At 60.9% G+C, this 21,370-nt stretch carries 17 protein-coding genes; 12 read left to right on the top strand and 5 right to left on the bottom strand.

The features are described 5' to 3' along the window. Nucleotides 1-10: 10 nt before the first annotated feature. Entirely contained in the window at nt 11-1,438 is a 1,428-nt protein-coding gene (locus tag GHO32_RS11380; RefSeq protein WP_153336046.1) for an FAD/NAD(P)-binding protein, read from the top strand. An 82-nt stretch (nt 1,439-1,520) separates the two neighbouring features. Here the strand turns inward: GHO32_RS11380 and mgrA are convergent, their stop codons facing one another. From mgrA to msuE, 3 genes are all read right to left on the bottom strand, one after another. After that, complete coding sequence (mgrA, locus tag GHO32_RS11385) at nt 1,521-2,558, bottom strand: L-glyceraldehyde 3-phosphate reductase (protein WP_153336045.1); 1,038 nt, start codon at nt 2,556-2,558, stop codon at nt 1,521-1,523. Between the two features lie 141 nt (nt 2,559-2,699). Then, nucleotides 2,700-3,842, bottom strand: coding sequence for an FMNH2-dependent alkanesulfonate monooxygenase (ssuD, locus tag GHO32_RS11390; protein ID WP_153336044.1), 1,143 nt, complete (start codon nt 3,840-3,842; stop codon nt 2,700-2,702). Between the two features lie 10 nt (nt 3,843-3,852). Continuing rightward, on the bottom strand, nt 3,853-4,416 hold the full coding sequence (gene msuE, locus GHO32_RS11395) for an FMN reductase (protein WP_048372627.1): 564 nt from the start codon (nt 4,414-4,416) through the stop codon (nt 3,853-3,855). Between the two features lie 406 nt (nt 4,417-4,822). On the opposite strand from msuE, the gene GHO32_RS11400 reads away from it, so the two are divergent. Then, nucleotides 4,823-5,923 carry a polyamine ABC transporter substrate-binding protein gene (locus tag GHO32_RS11400; protein WP_048372629.1) on the top strand — a complete coding sequence of 367 codons (1,101 nt, stop codon included), beginning with the start codon at nt 4,823-4,825 and terminating at the stop codon, nt 5,921-5,923. Nucleotides 5,924-5,995: 72 nt separating this feature from the next. Here GHO32_RS11400 and alr read toward each other — a convergent pair whose 3' ends face one another. After that, nucleotides 5,996-7,228: an alanine racemase gene (gene alr / locus GHO32_RS11405; protein ID WP_153336043.1), complete on the bottom strand. Its 1,233-nt coding sequence runs from the start codon at nt 7,226-7,228 to the stop codon at nt 5,996-5,998. A gap of 121 nt (nt 7,229-7,349) precedes the next feature. Continuing rightward, on the bottom strand, nt 7,350-8,720 hold the full coding sequence (locus tag GHO32_RS11410) for a PLP-dependent aminotransferase family protein (protein ID WP_153336042.1): 1,371 nt from the start codon (nt 8,718-8,720) through the stop codon (nt 7,350-7,352). A gap of 132 nt (nt 8,721-8,852) precedes the next feature. Here GHO32_RS11410 and GHO32_RS11415 point away from each other — a divergent pair, with 132 nt between their 5' ends. The 10 genes from GHO32_RS11415 (at nt 8,853) to GHO32_RS11460 (ending at nt 21,356) form a co-directional block, all read left to right on the top strand. After that, a complete protein-coding gene (locus tag GHO32_RS11415; protein ID WP_123749438.1) occupies nt 8,853-10,139 on the top strand; it encodes a hydroxymethylglutaryl-CoA reductase, degradative in 1,287 nt (428 codons plus the stop codon). A 128-nt stretch (nt 10,140-10,267) separates the two neighbouring features. Beyond that, entirely contained in the window at nt 10,268-10,732 is a 465-nt protein-coding gene (locus tag GHO32_RS11420) for a hypothetical protein (protein WP_153336041.1), read from the top strand. Then, nucleotides 10,729-12,117 carry a tripartite tricarboxylate transporter permease gene (locus GHO32_RS11425; protein WP_048372638.1) on the top strand — a complete coding sequence of 463 codons (1,389 nt, stop codon included), beginning with the start codon at nt 10,729-10,731 and terminating at the stop codon, nt 12,115-12,117. Before GHO32_RS11420 ends, GHO32_RS11425 begins: the two co-directional genes overlap by 4 nt. 68 nt (nt 12,118-12,185) lie before the next feature. Then, nucleotides 12,186-13,136 carry a LysR family transcriptional regulator gene (locus GHO32_RS11430; protein ID WP_368668446.1) on the top strand — a complete coding sequence of 317 codons (951 nt, stop codon included), beginning with the start codon at nt 12,186-12,188 and terminating at the stop codon, nt 13,134-13,136. A gap of 300 nt (nt 13,137-13,436) precedes the next feature. Further along, nucleotides 13,437-15,935: a TonB-dependent siderophore receptor gene (locus GHO32_RS11435; protein ID WP_153336039.1), complete on the top strand. Its 2,499-nt coding sequence runs from the start codon at nt 13,437-13,439 to the stop codon at nt 15,933-15,935. Between the two features lie 95 nt (nt 15,936-16,030). Beyond that, a complete protein-coding gene (locus tag GHO32_RS11440) occupies nt 16,031-17,491 on the top strand; it encodes an FAD-dependent oxidoreductase (RefSeq protein WP_153338219.1) in 1,461 nt (486 codons plus the stop codon). Next, entirely contained in the window at nt 17,488-18,462 is a 975-nt protein-coding gene (locus GHO32_RS11445) for an ABC transporter permease (RefSeq protein WP_153336916.1), read from the top strand. The genes GHO32_RS11440 and GHO32_RS11445 overlap by 4 nt, the downstream gene beginning before the upstream one ends. After that, entirely contained in the window at nt 18,459-19,370 is a 912-nt protein-coding gene (locus GHO32_RS11450; protein ID WP_153336917.1) for an ABC transporter permease, read from the top strand. Before GHO32_RS11445 ends, GHO32_RS11450 begins: the two co-directional genes overlap by 4 nt. Further along, nucleotides 19,367-20,380 carry an ABC transporter ATP-binding protein gene (locus tag GHO32_RS11455; RefSeq protein ID WP_153336918.1) on the top strand — a complete coding sequence of 338 codons (1,014 nt, stop codon included), beginning with the start codon at nt 19,367-19,369 and terminating at the stop codon, nt 20,378-20,380. The genes GHO32_RS11450 and GHO32_RS11455 overlap by 4 nt, the downstream gene beginning before the upstream one ends. Then, nucleotides 20,370-21,356, top strand: a complete 987-nt coding sequence (locus GHO32_RS11460) for an ABC transporter ATP-binding protein (RefSeq protein ID WP_153336919.1) — start codon at nt 20,370-20,372, stop codon at nt 21,354-21,356. Before GHO32_RS11455 ends, GHO32_RS11460 begins: the two co-directional genes overlap by 11 nt. The last annotated feature ends 14 nt before the right edge of the window (nt 21,357-21,370 follow it).

A 21,370-nucleotide genomic window follows, 5' to 3' on the forward strand; every position in this document is an offset into this window, starting at 1 on the left:
GAGAATACCCATGAGTGAGCCACAAGGCGGACAGGCAACGCCTGCCATCCGCGAGGCCGATGTGTTGATTGTTGGCGGTGGCCTGAGCGGCACCTTGCTGGCCATGCAATTGCTGCGTTTGCCGGGTGCCCGGAATATCGTGCTGGTCGAACCGCGGGTCGAACTGGGGCGGGGCGAGGCTTACAGTGCCACTGAACTGGGGCACACCCTGAACGGCAATGCGGCGCGCATGAGCATTGACCCGGACGATGCCGACGATCTGACGCGCTGGCTCAAAGCGCATATTGCAAGCGGCGGCTGGCCTGAGTCGGCAGTGCAGGATGTGCCGGTTGAGCACCTGTTCCCGCCACGCGGGCTGTTTGGCCAGTATGCCCAGCAGCGGCTGGCCGAAGCACTGGCCATTGGTACGGCGCAAGGGTCAAGCCTGACCCATGTGCGTGACGAAGCCATCGACCTGCAAACCGAGCAAAACCGGGTTCAGGTGACCCTCAAGGATGGGCGGCAGTTGCAGGCAGCGGTGGCCGTGTTGGCCACCGGCATGTTCCCGGCTGCGCGTACGGCGCAGCGCCAGTCCAGCGGCCTTAATGCGGCCGCGCTGGACCCTTGGGATGTGCAGGCATTGCGCGGTTTGCCGGTGGATGCGCGGGTGCTGATCATTGGCTCCGGGCTGACCATGGTCGATGCCCTTGAGTCGTTGAATCGGGCCGGGCATCGCGGGTCCATCGAGGTATTTTCACGGCACGGCCTGTTGCCGCACGTGCGGCGTCAGCCACCGGCCTGGGAAGACTTTTTGACTCAGGACCCGCAGATTCGTAGCCCGTTGCAATTGCTTCGGGCGTTGCGTCGCCAGTGTGAACTGGCCGAGGCGCAGGGCATTGATTGGCAGGCGCCGCTGGACACCGTGCGCGTGCATATCGGTCGGTTGTGGAGCCAGGCCAGTGATGTTCAGCGCCGCCAGTTTGTGCGCCATGTGCGGCCGTGGTGGGAAAGCCATCACCACCGTTCGCCGCCTCAGGGCAATGCCTTGCTGGAGCAATTGCTGGGGGAAGGGCGGTTGACCATCACGGCCGCGTCACTGCAGGGCGTAGAGGTCAGCGCTGACGGGCGTCCGCGGATTCGCCTGCGCTATCGTGGGCAGGCGCAGGTGAGGGTGGTTGAAGGGGATGGCCTGATCAACTCCACCGGCATTGAATACGACTGGCGTCGAGTCGATAAAGCCTTGCCGCGTCAGTTGTTGGAGCGGGGTTTGATTCGTGCAGGCAACCTGGGCCTGGGTATTGCTGCTGATCCGTCAGGGGCTGTGCTCAATGCACAGTCGGAACCGGCGAAACGCCTGTTTGCCATGGGGCCGCCGTTGCGTGGCGAATGGTGGGAAAGTACCGCCGTGACCGATGTGGCCTTGCAGGCCAAGGCATTGGCTGCGCGGTTGGCGTTGTAATGCAGCTGTAGGAGCGAGCTTGTCTCGCGATCTTTTAGAAGATTAAAAGATCGCGAGGTAAGCTCGCTCCTACGGGGGTTGGTTATTCAGCTGTTGACGGTTTTTCCCACAGGTTGATCCCGCCTTCCTGGGCAAAGCGGTCGATCTCGGCCAGTTCTTCTGCGCTGAACGCCAGGTTCTGCAACGCACCGACGTTTTCGACAATTTGCTCGGGGCGGCTTGCGCCAATCAGTGCCGAGGTCACGCGAGGGTCACGCAGGGTCCAGGCCAGTGCCAATTGGGCCAGGCTCTGACCACGGCGTTTGGCGATCTCGTTGAGCGCGCGTACATGGGCAATGTTGCTTTCCGACAAGTGCTTGCTCTGCAACGAACCACCACCCGGGCGATTGACCCGCGCATCAGCCGGAATGCCATTGAGGTATTTGTCCGTCAGCAAACCCTGCGCCAGCGGAGTGAAGGCAATCACCCCGGTGCCGAGTTCTTCGGTGGTGTCCAGCAGGTCTTTTTCTACCCAGCGATTCAACAGGTTGTACGCCGGTTGGTGGATCAGCAGCGGTACTTTCCACTCTTTGAGCAGCGCCGCGATTTCACGGGTTTTGACCCCGGAGTACGACGAAATACCGATGTACAAAGCCTTGCCTTGTTGTACGGCGGTGGCCAGGGCGCTGGCGGTTTCTTCCAGCGGGGTGTCCGGGTCGAAGCGGTGCGAGTAGAAAATATCAACGTAGTCCAGGCCCAGGCGCTGCAGGCTCTGGTCAAGGCTGGCGAGCACGTACTTGCGTGAGCCGCCGCCCTGGCCGTAAGGGCCGGGCCACATGTCCCAACCGGCTTTGCTGGAGATGATCAGCTCATCGCGATAGTGCTTGAAGTCTTCGCGCAGCAAGCGGCCAAAGTTGATTTCGGCACTGCCATAGGGCGGGCCGTAGTTGTTGGCGAGGTCGAAGTGGTTGATACCCAGGTCGAAGGCGGTGCGCAGCAAGGCGCGCTGGGTGTCGATGGGCGTGCTGTCGCCAAAGTTGTGCCACAGCCCCAAGGACAGGGCTGGCAGCACCAGCCCGCTGCGGCCTACGCGGCGATAAGGAATGGATTGGTAGCGGTTTTCGGCAGCGATGTAAGTCATCGAATAGTCTCTGTTCCAGTGTGTTGAAGACTATGCGTTCCGGTTGGCCGGACGCTTCAAGCCCAGGTATTGGCGCAGCCCCGGCGTGCAAGGTGCCGCAGGCTGCGAGCTTATGACCTTTTAAAAAACGCAGCCTACAGGTTATTTCGACTGCCCGGGAAGCACATCATTGGCGATCATTTCGCCAAAGGGCCCGGTCAGGTTGGTGATGCCGCGACCGGCCAGGCTGGCGTAAGGTTCGGGCAGCAGCGGGAACACCAGTTCGGCAAAGCGATAGGCTTCTTCCAGGTGCGGGTAACCCGAGAAGATAAAGCTTTCGATGCCCAGGTCGGCGTATTCCTTGATGCGTTCTGCCACCTGTTGCGGGTTGCCCACCAGCGCGGTGCCGGCGCCGCCGCGAACCAGGCCGACGCCTGCCCACAGGTTGGGTGAGATCTCCAGATTGTCGCGGCGCCCGTCGTGCAGCGCGGCCATGCGCCGCTGGCCTTCGGAATCAAAGCGTGAAAAGGACTTTTGCGCGGCGGATATGGTTTCGTCGCTGATGTGTTCGATCAGGGTGTCGGCGGCTTTCCAGGCTTGCTCCTCGGTTTCACGGACAATCACGTGCAGACGAATGCCAAAGCGTACGGTGCGGCCCAAACGGTTCGCGCGTTCACGCACATCGGCGATTTTTTCGGCCACGGCCGCAGGCGGTTCGCCCCAGGTCAGGTACACGTCTACCTGCTCTGCGGCCAGGTCGTGAGCGGCGTCGGACGAACCGCCGAAATACAGCGGCGGATAGGGTTTTTGCACCGGTGGGTACAGCGCCTTGGCGTTCTGTACGTGCAGGTGCTTGCCTTCAAAGTCGACGGACTCACCTTGCAGCACCCGGCGCCAGATTTTCAGAAACTCATCCGACACTTCGTAGCGTTCGCTGTGGCTGAGGAAACTGCCGTCACCGCGGTTTTCATCCGGGTCGCCGCCGGTCACCACGTTAATCAGCAAGCGCCCGCCGGACAGCCGGTCCAGGGTGGCCGCCATGCGCGCCGACACGGTCGGCGAGATGATCCCCGGGCGAATCGCCACCAGATAACGCAGGCGCTCGGTCAGCGGCACCAATGCCGAGGCGATGACCCACGAGTCTTCGCAGGAGCGCCCGGTCGGGATCAAAACACCGTAGTAGCCCAGGTCATCAGCCGCCTGGGCGACTTGTTTGAGGTAATTGAGCGTGACCGGGCGAGCACCTTTGGTGGTGCCCAGAAAGTGGCCGTCGCCGTGGGTGGGGAGGAACCAAAACACATTCATGAAGAAGTCCTTAAGCGATTTTCAGCAAAGGTGTGGCCGAGGCGCCAAACAGCGGCGCGGCACGTTCTGCAGCAAGGCGGATACGAGCCTGCAAGGGCTCGCTGATTATTTGGTAATTGGCGAAATCGGATTCGGTGGCATACACGCCGATCGGCAGCGTCAGCGCCTGGAAAAAGCTGAACAGCGGACGCAACTGGTGTTCGAGCACCAGTGCATGGCGATCGCTGCCTCCGGTGGCGGCCAGCAACACCGGGGTATCGATCAGGCCGTTGATGTCCACCAGATCGAACAGGTGCTTGAGCAGGCCGGGGTAGGAGCCGCGATACACCGGGGTGGCAATGATCAGCAGGTCGGCGTTTTCAATCGCCTGGATCTCGGCATCGACCTCAGGGCTCAGTTCCTGGCGTGACAAGGCGCCGCCCAGTTGTCGGGCAATGGTGCCCAGCTCGATCAAGCGGCTTTCGATAGTGAGCCGGGTTTGCAGTTCATCGAGAATGGCCTTGGCCAATACCAGAGTGCGCGAAGGGCTGTACGCCCCACCCGAAACGACGACGACTTGCAGCGCGTTAGACATGTTCGAATCCTTGGCTAGTGTTCAGCAGACTGTAGACAGGTACTCCCTGTCAGCAATCTCCGTACCAACAGGCAAACCCCTGCAATTGCGGGGTTTGGTCGGGTGCGGGCAAGGCGGGCGCTGTTGATTGGGTGGTTAAGTGCAGATTTGCTGTTTGATTTGCAACAGTTGCTGGCTGAACACTTGGGCGTTGTAAGAGGGTGATGGCGGACATAGATTCGGACACAAACAATGGCCGTAACGATCCCTTTTTGGCCTGCCTACCCCTGTGAACCGCTCCAGCGGTCAGCAAGAATCAAATCAACTTATAAGAGTTGTCTTCCTGACCCTTGCCCTTTTTGCGGGCTGCTGCCGTGTACAAAACATAACAACTATCGATCTCACGCCAAAGATGGGGAATACATTCATGAGCACGATCAAACGCTTACTGGGCGCCACGGTATGTGGGTTGTCACTGTTGGCCAGCGCGGTGCAAGCCGATCAGCGCGAATTGCGGGTGTACAACTGGGCGGACTACATCTTGCCTTCAGTGCCCAAAGACTTTGCCAAGGACACCGGGATCAAAGTGACCTGGGACACCTTCGACACCAACGAATCGCTGGAAGCCAAGCTGCTGACCGGCAACTCGGGTTATGACCTGGTGGTGCCGTCCAACCAGTTCCTCGATACTCAGATCAAAGCCGGGGTGTTTCAGAAGCTCGACAAATCCAAGCTGCCCAACTGGCAGCACCAAGACCCGCAACTGCTCAAACTGCTGGAAACCAACGACCCCGGCAACCAGTACGCCGTGCCCTACATGGTCGGCACGGTGTTGATTGGTTTTAACCCGGCCAAGGTCAAGGCGGCTCTGGGCGATGACGCGCCGGTAGACAGCTGGGACCTGGTGTTCAAGCCCGAGAATATGGCCAAGCTGAAATCCTGTGGCGTCGCCATGCTCGATTCGCCGTCGGAGATCTTGCCGCTGGCCCTGCATTACCTTGGCCTGGACCCGAACAGCCAGAACCCGGCCGACTATGAGAAAGCCAAAGAGCTGATGCTGAAGATTCGCCCGTATGTCACCTACTTCAACTCGGCCAAGTACATGACCGATATCGCCAACGGCGACATCTGCGTGGCCATTGGTTACTCGGGCAGTTTTTACCAGTTTGGCAACCGGGCCAAAGAAGCAAAGAACGGGGTGGTGGTGGACTGGCGTTTGCCAAAAGAGGGCGCACCGATCTGGTTTGACACCTTCGCTATCCCTAAAAGCGCCAAGAATGTCGAAGAAGCGCATGAATTCCTGAACACCTTGCTGGAGCCCAAGGTCATTGCATCGATCAGCGACTTTTTGGGTTACCCGAACGCCAATAAAGACTCGCTGCCATTGATCAATAAAGACATCACCGGCAACCCGAACCTGACGCCGACGCCTGAAGCGTTGAAATCACTGTATGTGGTTCAGCCATTGCCACAAAAGCTGGAGCGTGTACGGACCCGCACCTGGACCAGCATCAAATCGGATAAATAAACGCCCAAACCCCGTAGGAGCGAGCTTGCCTCGCGATCTTTTGATCTTTTAAGAGATCGCGAGGCAAGTGTCTTACTCTTCGATCAAGACTTTAGGATTGGAGTTGCCCCATACGGTGTACAGGTCAGCCAGCAATGCGCCGTTGATGTCTTCAACTTCGTCCTGGCTGATCTGGGCATTGCCCTGTTTGCCGAACAGCACCACTTCATCGCCGCTTTTGACGTCCGGCGCATCGGTCACGTCAACCATCAAGGTGTTCATCGACACTTTGCCCACTACCGGCACGCGGTGGCCGTTGATCAGCACAATGCCTTTATTGGTGAACGCACGGCGATAGCCGTCGGAGTAACCGACCGTAATGTTCGCCAGCTTCGAATCACGCTCCAGGGTGTAGGTGCGGTCGTAACCGACGGTGTTGCCTTTCGGGTAGCTGTTGACCGAGGCTACGTGCGACTTGAATTGCATGACGCGCTTGTAATCGGTGTGTGAAGGCACCGTGTCACCGAACAACGCGCCGCCTGGGCGGACCATGTCCAGGTGCGATTCAGGCACTTCCAGGGTGGCGAACGAGTTGGCCGCATGCAGGGTGATTTTGCTGCGATCCAGCTTGGCCTCTTTGATCAGCCACTGTGCCTGTTCGTTGAAGGTCTTCAGGCCCGCGCGCACGTCGTCGGCGTCTTCAACGGCGAAGTGGGTCATGATCGCCCGCACTTGCAGGTTCGGTATCTTGGTGATGGCGACGGCATCGCTGCGGCCTTGAGCGGTGCTCATTTCTACGCCGTTACGGCTCATGCCGCTGGAGTTCAGGCCCAGGTGCACCACCAGCGGACGGCCGTGTTTCTCGGCAATTTGCGCGGCTTTTGTAGCGAAATCGAGGTTGCCGACCAACTCTTCCATGTTGTACGGCAGCGCCGCTTCCAGCTCGCTCAAGGCGGCGGTACGTACGCGAATCAATTGGCCTTTGTAACCGCTCTCGCGGACCACGCGGGCTTCTTCGTTGCTGGCAACGCCGACGCAAGGCACGCCGGTGGCGATGATCGAAGGCATCAACAAACCAATGCCGTGGCCGTAGGCATCGGCCTTCAGCACCGCACAGATTTTCGATTTGTCGCCGAGGGTGTCTTTCAGGACCTGAATATTGTGTTCAAACGCGGTTTTGTTGATTTCAACCCAGGCGTTGCTGTCTTGGGTGTTCACCTGCGCGACGCCATTGCTCATGGTCAATGGTGGAGCGGCGAAGGTCGGGGTTTGCAACAGTGTCATGCCCAAAGACAGGGCGAGCAGGGTGCGAGCGAAAGGGAGCATGCGAGTTTCCATACTTTATTGTTAGGGAAGGGAGGTAAAACGCCGGCGATACTAGGGGCGGCCTGCAGGAAAGTCACGTCCTTGGCCGCGTATCTGTCAGGTTGTGTCGTTATACCGTCCGTCAGCCCTTGAACAGCGCTTTAAGCAGCGGGTCGTTCAAATACGCCACGTTGAGCCGGGTCCAGGGGTTGGTGCGTGATTGCTCGGGAGAGAAGATATGCCCCGGCGCGATCATGAAGCCCTTGGGCTGCAACTGGCGGGTCAGGTCTTTGGCGTCGTCGATGTGGGCAAAGCGTGCCCACAGGTACAAGCTTTGTTGCGGGCGGCAAAACACCTCGGCGCCAATCTCATCGAGCATCGCCAGCCCGGCAGCGGTGGTGGTTTGCAGCCGTTCTTGCAGGCGAATCAAATGGCGCAGGAAATGCCCCTCGGTGAGGATCACGTCCATGGTTCGCTCACACAGCTCAGAGGAGCTGGTGTGCAACAACATTTTCAAGTCCCCCAGCTCATCAATCACGTCCTTGCTGCCGGCGATAAAGCCGACCCGCAGCGCCGCAGACACCGATTTGGAAAAACTGCCCACGTACAGTGAGCGCTGCAGTTGATCGAGCGCGGAAACCTTGATTGCAGACGCCGGTTTAAAGTCGGCCAGGGCATCGTCGTCAACCAGAATGAAGCTGTGCTGCTGCGCGAGTTGCACCAACCGATGGGCCTTGCCGGGCGATATATCCGAGCCGGTCGGGTTGTGGCCCACCGACTGGATAAAAAACAGTTTTGGCTTGTGGTTGCGCAGGTGTTGCTCCAGCACCTGCAGGTCCGGGCCATCCGCCAGGCGCGGTACGCAGAGCATGTGGGCGCCTTGCAGTTGCAGCTTGCCAAACAGCGGGTAATAGCCGGGGTCTTCAACCAGCACCGTATCGCCATGGGCAATAAAACGTCGAATGATCAGGTCCAGCGCATGGTTGGCGCCATGGGTGGTGACGATCTGGCGGGGGCTGGCGGTGATCGAATAACTGGCCAGTTTTTGCGCCAGATGCTGGCGCAGGCTGGCATTGCCCAGGCGGTTGCCGTAGCGAAACAGCGTGTTGACCTCGGTGCGCATGATCTGGCGGGTGAACTTGTCCAGGCGCATGTCCATCAGCCATTCCACCGGCGGGAAGCCTTCACCGAGCGGCGAATGCCCCGGTTCACGGACGAACTGCTGGCGCATCAACCAGATGGTGTCCATCGCTCGCGCATAGGGCTGCGGTTCGTCCGGTTCGCTGTGGTTGGGGCTGCCCTGACGGACAAAAAAGCCCTGGCCATGGCGCGGTTCGACCAGCCCTTGGGAGGCCAAGGCCTCATAGGCATTGATCACGGTATTTTTCGAATGACCGAACAGGCGCATGCATTCGCGTAGCGACGGCAGGCGGTCGCCCACCCGGTATGTGCCATTGCCGATCTGTTCGACCAGTGACGCGGTCAGTTGCTGAGCGAGTGTCAGACGCACCATGGTTGGCCATCCTGCTGTTTTTTAGCGAGGGTACAGCTTGGGTACTGTTTGTGCGAACTGTACCTTTTATGCGGGCACAGGGCGCTTTAGGGTGGCGCTCAAAGACAACAATAATGACCACAGGATTGAACCATGAGTATTGATTCGCGCCTTCCCAAGTTTCGTAGCCTGGCGCCCGCCGAGCGTTTGCAGCATCTGCAAGCGTTGCTCGACCTGCCCGCTGATGACGTCGCGCTGTTGCGTGAGCCGGGTGCACTGGCGCTGGAGCGGGCTGACGGCATGATCGAGAACGTGATCGGCACCTTCGAGTTGCCCTATGCCGTCGCAAGCAACTTCCAGATCAATGGCCGCGACGTGATTGTGCCCATGGTGGTTGAGGAACCTTCGGTGGTGGCGGCGGCGTCCTTTATGGCCAAGCTGGCGCGGGAGGCCGGCGGTTTTCAGACCTCCAGTTCGTTGCCGTTGATGCGCGCGCAGGTGCAGATCGTTGATGTCGCTGACCCGTTCAATGCGCGCTTGAGCCTGTTGCGGCGCAAGGACGAAATCATCGAGCTGGCGAACCGCAAAGACCAACTCCTCAACTCGCTGGGCGGCGGCTGCCGGGACATTGAAGTCCACACCTTTGCGCAAAGCCCGCGTGGGCCGATGCTGGTCGCGCATTTGATCGTCGATGTGCGCGATGCCATGGGCGCCAACACGGTCAACACCATGGCCGAGGCGGTCGCGCCGCTGATCGAAGAAATCACCGGGGCCAAGGTGCGCCTGCGGATTCTTTCCAATCTGGCTGACTTGCGTCTGGCCCGTGCGCAGATCCGCATCGCCCCCGAGCTCCTCACCACGCCAGCATTCAAGGGTGAGGAGGTGATCGAAGGCATTCTCGATGCTTACAACTTCGCGGTGATTGACCCGTACCGCGCCGCCACCCACAACAAGGGCATCATGAACGGCATTGACCCGTTGATTGTCGCCACTGGCAATGACTGGCGGGCGGTGGAGGCGGGCGCACATGCTTATGCCTGTCGCAATGGCCATTACGGCTCGCTGACCACCTGGGAGAAAGACGGCCAGGGCAATCTGGTGGGCACCCTGGAAATGCCCATGCCGGTCGGGCTGGTGGGCGGTGCCACCAAAACTCACCCTCTGGCGCAGTTGTCGCTGCGCATATTACGTGTCGAGAGTGCTCAGGAACTGGCGGAAATTGCCGTTGCAGTCGGGCTGGCACAAAATCTCGGTGCGCTGCGGGCGCTGTCGACCGAAGGCATCCAGCGCGGACACATGGCCTTGCATGCGCGCAACATTGCGCTGACGGCGGGCGCCAAGGGTGAAGAACTCGACTGGTTGGTCAAGCAGATGGTCGAAGCCCACGACGTGCGTGCGGATCATGCGGCGGCACTGCTCAAGCAAAAACGCGGGCTGTGATGACCCCCCCCTTCATCTGTAGGAGCGAGCTTGCTCGCGAGCCTTTAAAAGATCGCGAGCAAGCTCGCTCCTACAGGTATGGGCATCTCTCTTCACCTCCATAACAATAAAAGCAGTGGGAGAATCCTTTGAAACCTGAACTCTATGAAGTCTGGGGTGACACGGTTGATGTGCGCCATCTGGTGTACGCCATTGTGATTGGCGCCATCGTCAGCCTCAGCGCGTTTTTTACCGCACAGCACTTTTTGCTTGAGTGGGTGGCCTCCGCACAGATGGCCCGGGCCTACGCCATGCTGGTGGGCATCGTGGGATGCCTGGTGGGCGGGGCAATCAGTGCGAGCCTGTTCAAACCCAAGCGCCATGTGGTCGAACACGAGGCAGACCCGGCCTGGCGCAGCCAGATCTTGAAGGATTTGCAAAGCGAGTTTGGTGACCTTGGGCGTCTGGCTGATTTGCCCCCCGAAACTATCGCCGAGCTCAAGGAGATGGACCTGTACGAGCTGTTCGTGGACTACGAGAAGGGCTTGCACAACGTTGGGGATGACCCGGCACCAGCGGTCGATGGCCTGGCTGCCAATGGAGGCCGCTCATGATCGTCTCATTGTTCGATCAAGTGCTGATTGCCCTGGGCATGGGCATTCTGGGGGCGGTGATTTTTGCCGCCATCGGGCTGATTTCCGGCAGCGACGAAACCACTACCCTGGCCCCGCTGACCTTGCTGGTGGTACTGCTGGGCGTGCCTGCGCCGGGAGTGCTGACTTTCTTTCTGGCCGGTGCGGTGGCCAAGCACATGACCCACGCCGTGCCCACGGCGCTGCTGGGGATTCCCGGTGACACCATGGCCACGCCGTTGATGCGCGAGGCCAACTTTTTGCGCAACCTCGGGGTGCCGCACATTGCCTTGCGCAAGATGATTTCCGGGGCGGTGATTGCTGCGCTGATCGCCGTGCCCATGGCGGTTCTGTTTGCGGTCATGCTGGCGCCGTTTGGCGACACCATCAAGCGTTCGGCGCCGTGGATTTTCCTGGCGGCAGCGATTGCCATTGCGTGGTTTTCGAAAGGGCGACTGGCGGCGGTACTGGCCTTGATCCCCTTTGTGCTGATCATTCTCGGCCTGCAAACCCTCACCGGCCAATACGGGGTCAAGCTCACCGTCAGTTACTTTCTGGGCATCGCCATCGGGCCGTTGATTGCAGCCCTGTTCGCGATGATGGCCCCGGCCGAGCGCGAGAACATGCGCCGTAGTGAAGTGCGCACGTTTTCACTGTCGCCGGATGTAAAAAGCGGCGGTGGCTTCTTTCCCAACCCGCTCAAGGTTCTGGACCGCAAACAAAGCCTGTGGACCGGTATCACCGCTGTGATCTCCAGCGCCACCTTCGTGTTCAGCCCGGTGGCCATGACCGTGATCATGGGTGAACTGGTCGGCTCGCGGGTCAAGCATGTCTACCACCGCCTGACCACAGTGATTACCGCGCGCAATGGCGTGACCGAGTCCACCTACATTGCCGAAGCGCTGATCCCGCTGATTGCCTTTGGCTTGCCACTGAGCCCGGTGGCGGCGGGCCCGGCAGCGCCTTTGTTCAACGCGCCGCCGCGCTTTAGCGTGGACTCGGCCTCTGGCGAGGTGCACAACCTGCACTCGTTGCTCAGCACCTGGGAGTTTCTCGGCTATGGCATGTTGGCAGTGGTGGTGGCCTTGTTGATCGCCTATCCCTTCACCATGAACTACGCGTATCGCGCGGCTTCGTACGTGTCGCGCAAAATCAGCCACGAAGCGGTAATCGCGACGTTTGTCGGGCTGATTCTGGTGATCGGGATCTGGGAGGGCGGTTTGCTTGGCTTGCTGGTGATTGTCACCGTTGGCCTGCTGGGCGGTTTTCTCTCGCGCTTTCTGGGCTTCAACATCGGCGTGCAGTTCATGGGGTATTACACCGCGGTGCTGACCGTACCGGCCCTGGTTGCGCTGTTGGCGGGCTGAGTGACCTGCCCCGAACCGGCGGTGCTGTGTACACTGCATCGCCTCAGGTCATGTCAAAGGAGATCCCGGTGGATCTACGCCAGTTGGAAGCGTTTGCTGCAGTCATGTCGGCGGGCAGTGTCACGGGGGCAGGGCAGATGCTCGGGCGCTCGCAGCCTACCGTGACCCGGCTGATACAGGAGTTGGAGCAGGAACTGGGATTTGCCCTGTTCGAACGCAGCGGGCCGAAAGTCACCCCGACGCAAAAGGCGTTCATGCTCTCGGCCGAGGTCGAGAATGCCCTGCAAGGGGTGCGTCACGTGCAGCAGCGGGCACTGAACATTGCCCGTGACGAAAACCTCAGTTTGCGTCTGGTGGCCACCCCGGCCCTGGCCTCGGGCCTGTTGCCGCCTGCGCTGGCGCAGTTGCCACCGGGCTTGCAGCCGCAACAACTGCAAATTCAGAGCCTCAGCGCGCAAGAAGCGGTGCAGGCGGTATTGGCCAAAACCGTGGATCTGGGGGTGGTCAGCTTGCCGCTGGAACATCGCGGGCTTGAGTTGCACTGGATTGGCGAAGCCGCCTGCGTGGCGGTGCTGGCGGCCGACTCGCCGCTGGCGGCAGAGCCGGTGCTGAGCATGCAAACCCTGGCACAACAGACCTTGATCAGCATCTCCAATCCGTTCCGCTTCCGTCGCCGGATCAACCGCGCGTTCGAAGCCGCCGGGGTTGAGCCGCAGCACATCCTTGACACCAACACCTCGCTGACCGCCATGCAAATGGCCCGCGTGGGGCTGGGCGTGGCGCTGGCCGACCCGTTTACGGCCTTTGGCGTGCCATTGAACGGGGTGGTGGTGCGACCGATTGAAAGCAACGTACCGTTCTTTTTTGGCTTGATCTCAGCCTACGCCACACCGTTATCAGAAGTGGCCAAGGCGTTGGTCGAAACCCTCAAGACCTCATCCCTGGCCTTGCTGCCAGGCATGATCGTGCACCCGGCCAGCAGCCATGATGCGTTGATGCAAAGCATCTACGCCGGTTAAACCCTTCCCGTGTAGGAGCGAGCTTGCCTCGCGATCTTTTAGAAGGTCAAAAGATCGCGAGGCAAGCTCGTTCCTGCGATTTTTATTCTGAAAAGTAATATCCATATCCTTTTTTGCCAGTTGATGGAATAACCGCTGCTCCTTAGTATTCATTTACCGCATTCAATGCGCTAATGAATCATGAAAATGAATTGAAGGCTGCCAACACAGACCTTCAGCTTCGCGGGCATCCAGCCGACCTCGGCAAATCGCCGCAAGACGTGTTTTAACTTTTTTGGCGATTTATCGGGGAGTTTGCATATGCAATCCGGCGCTTCATCGGCTTCACTTTTTACCCCGGCAGCCCTCGCGCTGACCGGCCTGTGCCTGGTCAGTGGACCGGTAGCGGCACAAGAAGATGACGACAAGGCTCACGCTAAAACGGAACCGGTCATGCAAACCGTGGTTTCGGTCGGTAACCGCGGTACTCAGCGCACGGTGGCAGAAAGTGCCGTGCCGATCGATGTGATCAGCGGCCAGGAACTGCTCAAGCAAGGTGCGAGTACCAGTTTGCGCGATGCCCTGGCGCAAACCCTGCCTTCGTTCAACGTGGCCAAGGTGACTGGCGGCGCGTACAGCAACGTGGCCCGCTCGGCCGGTTTGCGCGGCCTGGGGGGCGGCTATGTGCTGGTGCTGGTCAATGGCAAGCGCCGCCATGGCGGTTCGGTTGCCTCGGAAAACTCGGTGCTGTCCGAAGGCTGGAACCCGGCCGATCTGGACCTGATCCCCATCAGCGCCATCGACCGTGTTGAAGTACTGCGCGACGGTGCGGCAGCACAATATGGTTCGGACGCCATCGCCGGGGTGATCAATATCATCCTCAAGTCCAACAGCAGCGGCGGCAGCGCCAGCACCATGGCCGGGCGTCGTTCGCATTATCACAGCGGGGTGGGCTCCAACGGCGAGACCTACCAGCAGACCTTCGACATCGGTTTGCCGCTGCCCAATGATGGCTTTTTCAACTTCGCCCTGGATGCCAAAAAGCAGGACAGCACCAAGCGTTCCGGGGTGGCCACCGGCAGTTTTTACTACCCGGTAAACGGCCAGCCTGACCCGCGTGAAAACACCATCGATAAGCGCACCTATGGCGGTGGCCTGCCGGAGATCGAGCAGCTCAACGTGTCGTACAACGCCGAGTTGCCGCTTAACGATTCGATCTCGCTGTACTCCTTCAGCACGGTCGGCCAGCAAGATGCGCTGGTGTCGATCGCTTACCGTCGCCCCAACGGCAACACCATCATCAACGAGCTCTACCCGGATGGCGTGGCTCCGGATTTCACTTTTGACAGCTTTGACTACCAAAGCGTATTCGGTGCCCGTGGCGATGACTTGGCGGGCTGGGGCTGGGACTTGAGCACCTCATACGGCTCGAACCGGCAGAAGCAAAGCACCAAAAACAACCTCAACCCGTCGTTGGGCCCGGACAGCCCGCGCCACTTTGACCTGCAGACCAACACGTTCACCCAGTGGACGACCAACCTGGACTTCAACCGCAAGCTGGACATCGGCACGCGCAACCCGCTGAACTTTGCCACCGGCCTTGAATACCGTTTCGAGCAGTACCGCACAGAGTCCGGGGACGCCGATTCCTATGCCAACGGCGGTTACCGTTACCCGCAAGGCCACCCGCGGGCGGGGCAGTTGTCGGCCATCGGTGCGCTGGGCAACTACCTGCTGCTGCCCGAGGACGAAGTTAATTTGCGTCGCAGCAACTCGGCCGCTTATGTCGACCTGGGGCTGGATGTGACAGACAAGTGGTTTGTCGGCGCCGCGGGGCGTTTTGAGCATTACACCGACAGCTCGGGCAATACCTGGACCGGCAAGCTGTCGACCCGTTATGCCTTTACCCCGGAGCTGGCTGCGCGAGGTGCCATCAGCACCGGCTTTGTTGCGCCGTCGATGGTGCAACAGGGCTACGCCAAGACCGGCTTGGGCCGTCGCACCGTGGGCAACGAAACCCAGGACATCATGATCAAGCGTGTGCAGCCCAACTCGGCGATTGGCCGGGCGCTGGGCGCTGAAGACCTGGACCCGGTGAAGTCTGAAAGCATCTCGGCGGGCCTGACCTGGAGCCCGGTGCAGAACCTCAACATCGCATTGGATGCTTACCTGATTGACCTGCAAGACCGTATTGCACTGATCAGCCCGCTGTCGGGCCCGGCAGTCGACAAGATCCTCGCGGCCAATGGTTTCTCCCATGTGCAGCAGGTGCAGTACTACGCCAACGCCTTTGACACCCGCACCAAGGGCCTGGATCTGGTGGCTGACTACACCCAGCACCTGGACCGTTACGGGCGTTTGCGCTGGAACCTGGGGGCGAACTGGAACAAAGCCACCATTACCGACCTCAAGGCCAATCCCGGCCAGTTGCAAAGCCTCGGCCTGTCGCGTTTTGAGCGCACGGAGCTGGGCGGTGTGACCGACCTGGTGCCCAAGAGCAAGTACATCGTCGGCGTGAACTGGCAAGTCAGCGACTGGGACATTGGCCTGCGCAGCACCCGTTACGGCAAAGTCAAGCGCCTGGGCAGCGGCACCAGCGGCATTGACGAAACCTTCAGCGCCAAGTGGATCACCGATGTCGACGTGAACTACGCCCTGACCGACAACATCACCGTGTCTGTGGGGGCCGACAACGTGTTCAACGTGTATCCGGACAAGCACCAGATCATTGATGTCTCCGGTGGCTCGTACTACTCGTCGATCTCGCCGTTTGGCTCTTACGGGGCGTTTTACTACGGCCGTCTGAACATCGATTTTTAAACCCGGGGCCAACGCATGGCCCGCCCTTCGCAGGATCTGCCGCAGTCTGCGGCAGATCCTGCGAAGCGTTCATGACTTTAATAGAGATACCGACAATGCCCCACACCACAGCTCCCATTGGCCTGCCAGCCCTCGAAGCGCGCCTGCGCGAGGATTTGCAGTGGCTCGATTTACCGGCTCAGCCGTGGGTCAAACCTCGTCATCAAGAAGGCCAGTTGCTGCTTGAAGTGGCCGTGATTGGCGGAGGGATGGCCGGGTTGGCACTGGCAACCGAGTTGCGCCATCTGGGGGTGAAGGCGGTGGTGTTCGACCAGTCCGAAGAAGGCTTTGAAGGGCCGTGGGCGACCACGGCACGCATGCAGACGCTGCGCTCGCCCAAGCAATTGAGCGGCCCTGCGTTGGGTTTGCCAGCCTTGACCTTTCGCGCCTGGTTCGAGGCTCAGTTCGGCCTGGCCGCGTGGGAGCAACTGGACAAGATTCCGCGCCTGCAATGGGCTGAGTATTTGCGCTGGTATCGGCATGTGCTGCGTCTGGATGTGCGTAACCGTCACCGCGTGACACGGGTGCAACCGCGGGCGGACGGTCGCGTCGAACTGAGCATCGATGCCGACGGGCAAGCCCTTAACGTTTCGGCCCGGCACGTGGTGCTGGCCACCGGTCGCGATGGGTTGGGCGGGCCTTGGGTGCCAGCAGTGGCTGACGCGCTGCCCCGTGAATACTGGGCGCACTCGGCTGACGGTTTGCAGGACCACTGGTTTGTTGGCAAGCGCGTGGCGGTGATCGGCGGCGGTGCCTCGGCCATGGACGCTGCCGGCACGGCGCTGGAGGCGGGCGCCCGGTCGGTGGACGTGCTGGTCCGGCGCAAGGATTTACCCCGCATCAACAAGGGCAAAGGTGCCGGTAGCCCGGGCATGACCCACGGTTACTGGCGCCTGCCGGATGACTGGAAGTGGAGTATCCGCCACTACCTCAACCTGCAACAAGTGCCGCCGCCGCAGGGCAGTACGTTGCGCGTGTCGCGGCACGCCAACGCGCGGTTCTTGCTGGGCAGCCCGGTTGAATCGGTGGCAGTGCAAGCCGATGGCAGCCTGTTGCTGCAGACGCCGACCGCCCATTTGCACTACGACTTTCTGGTGTTTGCCACCGGCTTTCGCAGCAACTGGGCCTTGCGCCCGGAGTTTTCGCCGTTTGCCCCGCACATCAAGCTGTGGAGCGACCGTTACAGCGCACCGGCCGGGCAAGAGGATCTTGAGCTGTCGCAGTTGCCCGACCTGGGGCCGTTATTCGAATTTCTCGAACGTGTGCCCGGCAGTTGTCCGGGGCTGGACCGGGTGCATTGCTTCAGTTACCCGGCAGCGCTGACTTACGGCGGTGTGTCCGGTGATATTCCGGCCATCAGCGAAGGCGCCAAGCGCATGGCTCAAGGGTTGGCCGGGCAATTGTTCAACGACGATATCGAGTTGCATTTCGAGGCGATGCAAGCCTATGCCGAGCCGGAATTGCAGGGCGATGAATGGCAGCCGGGCATCCTGCGCGCCGAGGAGTTGCGCACATGACCGGATGGTTGTTGCGGCGGCTGGGGCAAGCCTTGCTGGTGATGCTGCTGATGACCCTGATTGTGTTCGTCGGGCTCAATGCCATCGGCAACCCGGTGGACATTCTGATCGGTGAAGACCTCAATCAGGCCGAGCGCTTGCAAGCGATTGCCCGGCTGGGCCTGGATCAGCCGTTGTGGCAGCAATACCTGAATTTTCTCAGCGGGATTTTGCACGGGCACCTGGGCAAGAGTTATGTCTATCACGAAGACGCCCTGCAACTGATTTTGCAGCGCCTGCCCGCGACCTTCGAACTGGCGTTCAGTGCCTTGTTAATGGCCATCGTCATCGGCGTGCCGCTGGGCCTGTTTGCCGGGTTATACCCGGACAGCAAAGCGGCGAGGCTGATGATGGCGGGCAGCATTATCGGGTTTTCGTTGCCGGCTTTCTGGGTCGCCTTGATGCTGATTCTGCTGTTCTCGGTGCACCTGGGCTGGCTGCCCGCCAGCGGCCGTGGCGAGACACGCGAATTGTTTGGCATTCAGTGGTCATGGCTGACCCTCAATGGCTGGCAGCACTTGTTGCTGCCCGCGTTGAACCTGGTGCTGTTCAAAGTCTCGCTGGTGCTGCGCCTGACCCGCGCCGGGGTGCGTGAAATCCTCCCGCAGGACTTCGTCAAATTCGCCCGGGCCAAAGGCTTGTCGCCCAAGCGGGTGATTGTGATGCACGTGCTGCGCAATACCTTGATCCCGCTGGTCACCGTGTTGGGGCTGGAGTTGGGCTCGACCATCGCCTATGCGGTGGTCACCGAAACCATCTTTGCCTGGCCCGGTGCCGGCAAGCTGATTCTGGACAGCATCAACAACCTCGACCGGCCGGTGGTGGTGGCGTACCTGCTGGTCGTGGTGGTGATTTTTGTGAGCCTCAATCTGCTGGTGGATGTGTTGTATCGCGTGTTGGACCCGCGTGTCCGTCTGGAAGGTGCGCAATGACCGCCCTGCAAAACCCGCCGCGCGTGTTGCGCGTCGAATCGTTGTGGCAACGCGGTGCGCTGGACTTTATCCGCTCGCCTTTGGCGATGGTCGGCCTGCTGATGTTGCTGTCGATCACCCTGGCCGCCCTGTTCGCGCCCTGGATCACCCCGCAAAACCCCTATGATCTGATGCAATTGGACGTTCTGGATGCGCGCTTGGCGCCTGGAGCGCACAGCGCCGAAGGGGCTTACACCTATTGGCTGGGCACGGACGGGCAAGGCCGCGACCTGTATTCGGCGATTGTCTATGGCTTGCGCATCAGCCTGCTGGTGGGCGTGGGCTCAGCCTTGATCGCGGCCGTGATCGGGACGTTGCTGGGGCTGATTTCGGCGTATGCAGGTGGTTGGGTCGACGCCTTGGTGATGCGTCTGGTGGACCTGCTGCTGTCGTTCCCGGGGATTCTCATGGCGCTGATGATCCTCGCCTGGCTGGGCAAGGGCGTGGGCAACGTGATGCTGACCCTGGTGCTGCTGGAGTGGGCCTATTACGCCCGCACGGCGCGGGGCCAGGCGCTGGTCGAAAGCCGCCGCGAATACGTCGAGGCCGCACGCGGGCAGGGCATCAGCCGCTGGCGAATTCTGGTGGGGCACATTCTGCCCAACTGCCTGCCGCCGCTGATTGTGATCGGCGCCTTGCAGATCGCCCGCGCCATCACTCTGGAAGCGACCTTGTCGTTTCTCGGCCTCGGTGTGCCGATTACCGAGCCGTCGCTGGGCCTGCTGATTGCCAACGGCTTTCAATTCATGCTCGGCGACGAATACTGGATCAGCGTGTTCCCCGGTCTGGCGCTGCTGTTGACCATCGTCGCGATCAATCTGGTGGGCGACCGTCTGCGTGATGTACTCAACCCGAGGCTGCAACGATGAATGCATTCCCGCAAGACGTGCGGCCTGCGACCCTTGAAGTGCGCAACCTGTCGACTTCTTTCCATACCCGTGACGGCGTGCTGCCTGCCGTGCGCGAGGTGTCCTTGCGCTTGCAGCCGGGGCAGATTCTGGGTCTGGTGGGCGAGTCGGGTTCGGGCAAGTCGGTGACCGGTTTTTCGATCCTCGGGCTGGTGGATGCACCGGGGCGAATCAGCGGCGGAGAGATCATCTTTCAGGGCCGCGACCTGACCCGGTTGTCGGCCAAAGAGCTGCGTCATTTGCAGGGCAACCGGATCGCAATGATTTTTCAAGACCCGATGATGACCCTCAACCCGGTGCTGCGCATCGATGCGCAGATGATCGAGGCGGTGCGGGCGCACAGCCCGATGAGCCGTCGCGAGGCGCGCCAGCACGCCTGTGACACCTTGGCGTCGATGGGCATCGCCAGCCCGGAAGAGCGCCTGCGCGCCTACCCGCATCAGTTGTCTGGCGGCATGCGCCAGCGGGTTGCCATTGCGATTGCCTTGCTGCACCGCCCGGACCTGATCATCGCCGACGAGCCGACCACCGCGCTGGATGTGACGATTCAGGCGCAAATCCTGGGTGAGGTACAGAAGCTGGTACGCGAGCAGGGCACGTCACTGATCTGGATCACCCATGACCTGTCGGTGGTGGCCGGGCTGGCCGATCAAGTGGCGGTGATGTACGCCGGGCGCATTGTCGAGCAGGGCAGTGTCGATGCGGTGCTCGACCGCCCGCTGCACCCGTATACCCAAGGCCTGATCGACAGCCTGCCGAGCCGCAATCAGCGCGGGCAACGCTTGCGGCAGATCCCCGGCATGGCCCCCAATCTGTTGTCGATGCCCGCCGGTTGCGCCTTCGCCCAGCGGTGCAGCCGGGCCAGCAGCGCGTGCAGCGAATTGCCGCCCACCGTTGAAATCGAACCGGGGCGCAGCCTGCGCTGCTTTCATCCCGCCGTCTATGAAGCTGGAGCTGCCCATGGCCAATGAATCCGTGCCTTTGATCGAACTTCGCCAGGTCAGCAAGCAATTTGGCCAGGCCCCAGGTGGCCTGCTGCAACGCTTGGGCTTGAGCCGGCCACGGCCCTTGACCCGCGCTGTGGACAACGTCGACCTGCGCATCGCCCGTGGCGAAGTGGTGGGGCTGGTGGGTGAGTCCGGCTGCGGCAAGTCGACCTTGGGGCGCATGGTCGCGGGCCTGCTGCCAGCGTCCAGCGGCAGCGTCAATGTCGAGGGGCAACCCTATGAGTCCTTGAGCACAGGTGCGCGGCTCAAGGTGCAAATGATCTTTCAGGACCCTTACGCCAGCCTCAATCCACGCTTGCGGGTTGACCGCATTGTCGGTGAGGGCGCCTTGCGCCAGGGCTTGACCAGTAGCCGCGATTTTGACGACTACGTCAGTGCGCAACTGCGCCGTGCCGGGTTAAGTCCGGAGCTGCGTCAGCGCTATCCGCATCAGTTCAGTGGCGGCCAGCGCCAGCGCATCGGCATTGCCCGGGCCCTGGCGGTGCAGCCCGAGTTGCTGGTGTGCGATGAGTCGGTGGCGGCGCTGGACGTGTCGATTCAGGCGCAGATCCTCAACCTGTTTATGGACCTGCGCGAGCAACTGGGCCTGACTTACCTGTTTATCAGCCATGACCTGGGCGTGGTCGAGCATCTGTGTGACCGGGTGGTGGTGATGTACTTGGGGCGGGTGGTGGAGTCGGCCACGGTGGACGAATTGTTCAGCCGCGCCAACCACCCGTATACCCAGGCATTGATGGCGCAGATCCCGCGTTTCGAGCTGCGCCGCAGCCAGTACCAGGCCATTCGCGGCGAAATGCCCAGCCCGCTGAATCCGCCGTCCGGTTGCCACTTTCACCCGCGCTGCCCGCACGCCAGCCAACGTTGCCGCGAACAGGCGCCGACGCTGCGTGAAGTGTCGCCGGGGCACCTCAGCGCCTGCCATCTCAACCTTGTTTCTTGAACCTTCGGATACCT

Origin of the sequence: Pseudomonas sp. FSL R10-2189, assembly GCF_009600325.1 — a bacterium.
GTDB classification, from domain to species: domain Bacteria; phylum Pseudomonadota; class Gammaproteobacteria; order Pseudomonadales; family Pseudomonadaceae; genus Aquipseudomonas; species Aquipseudomonas helleri.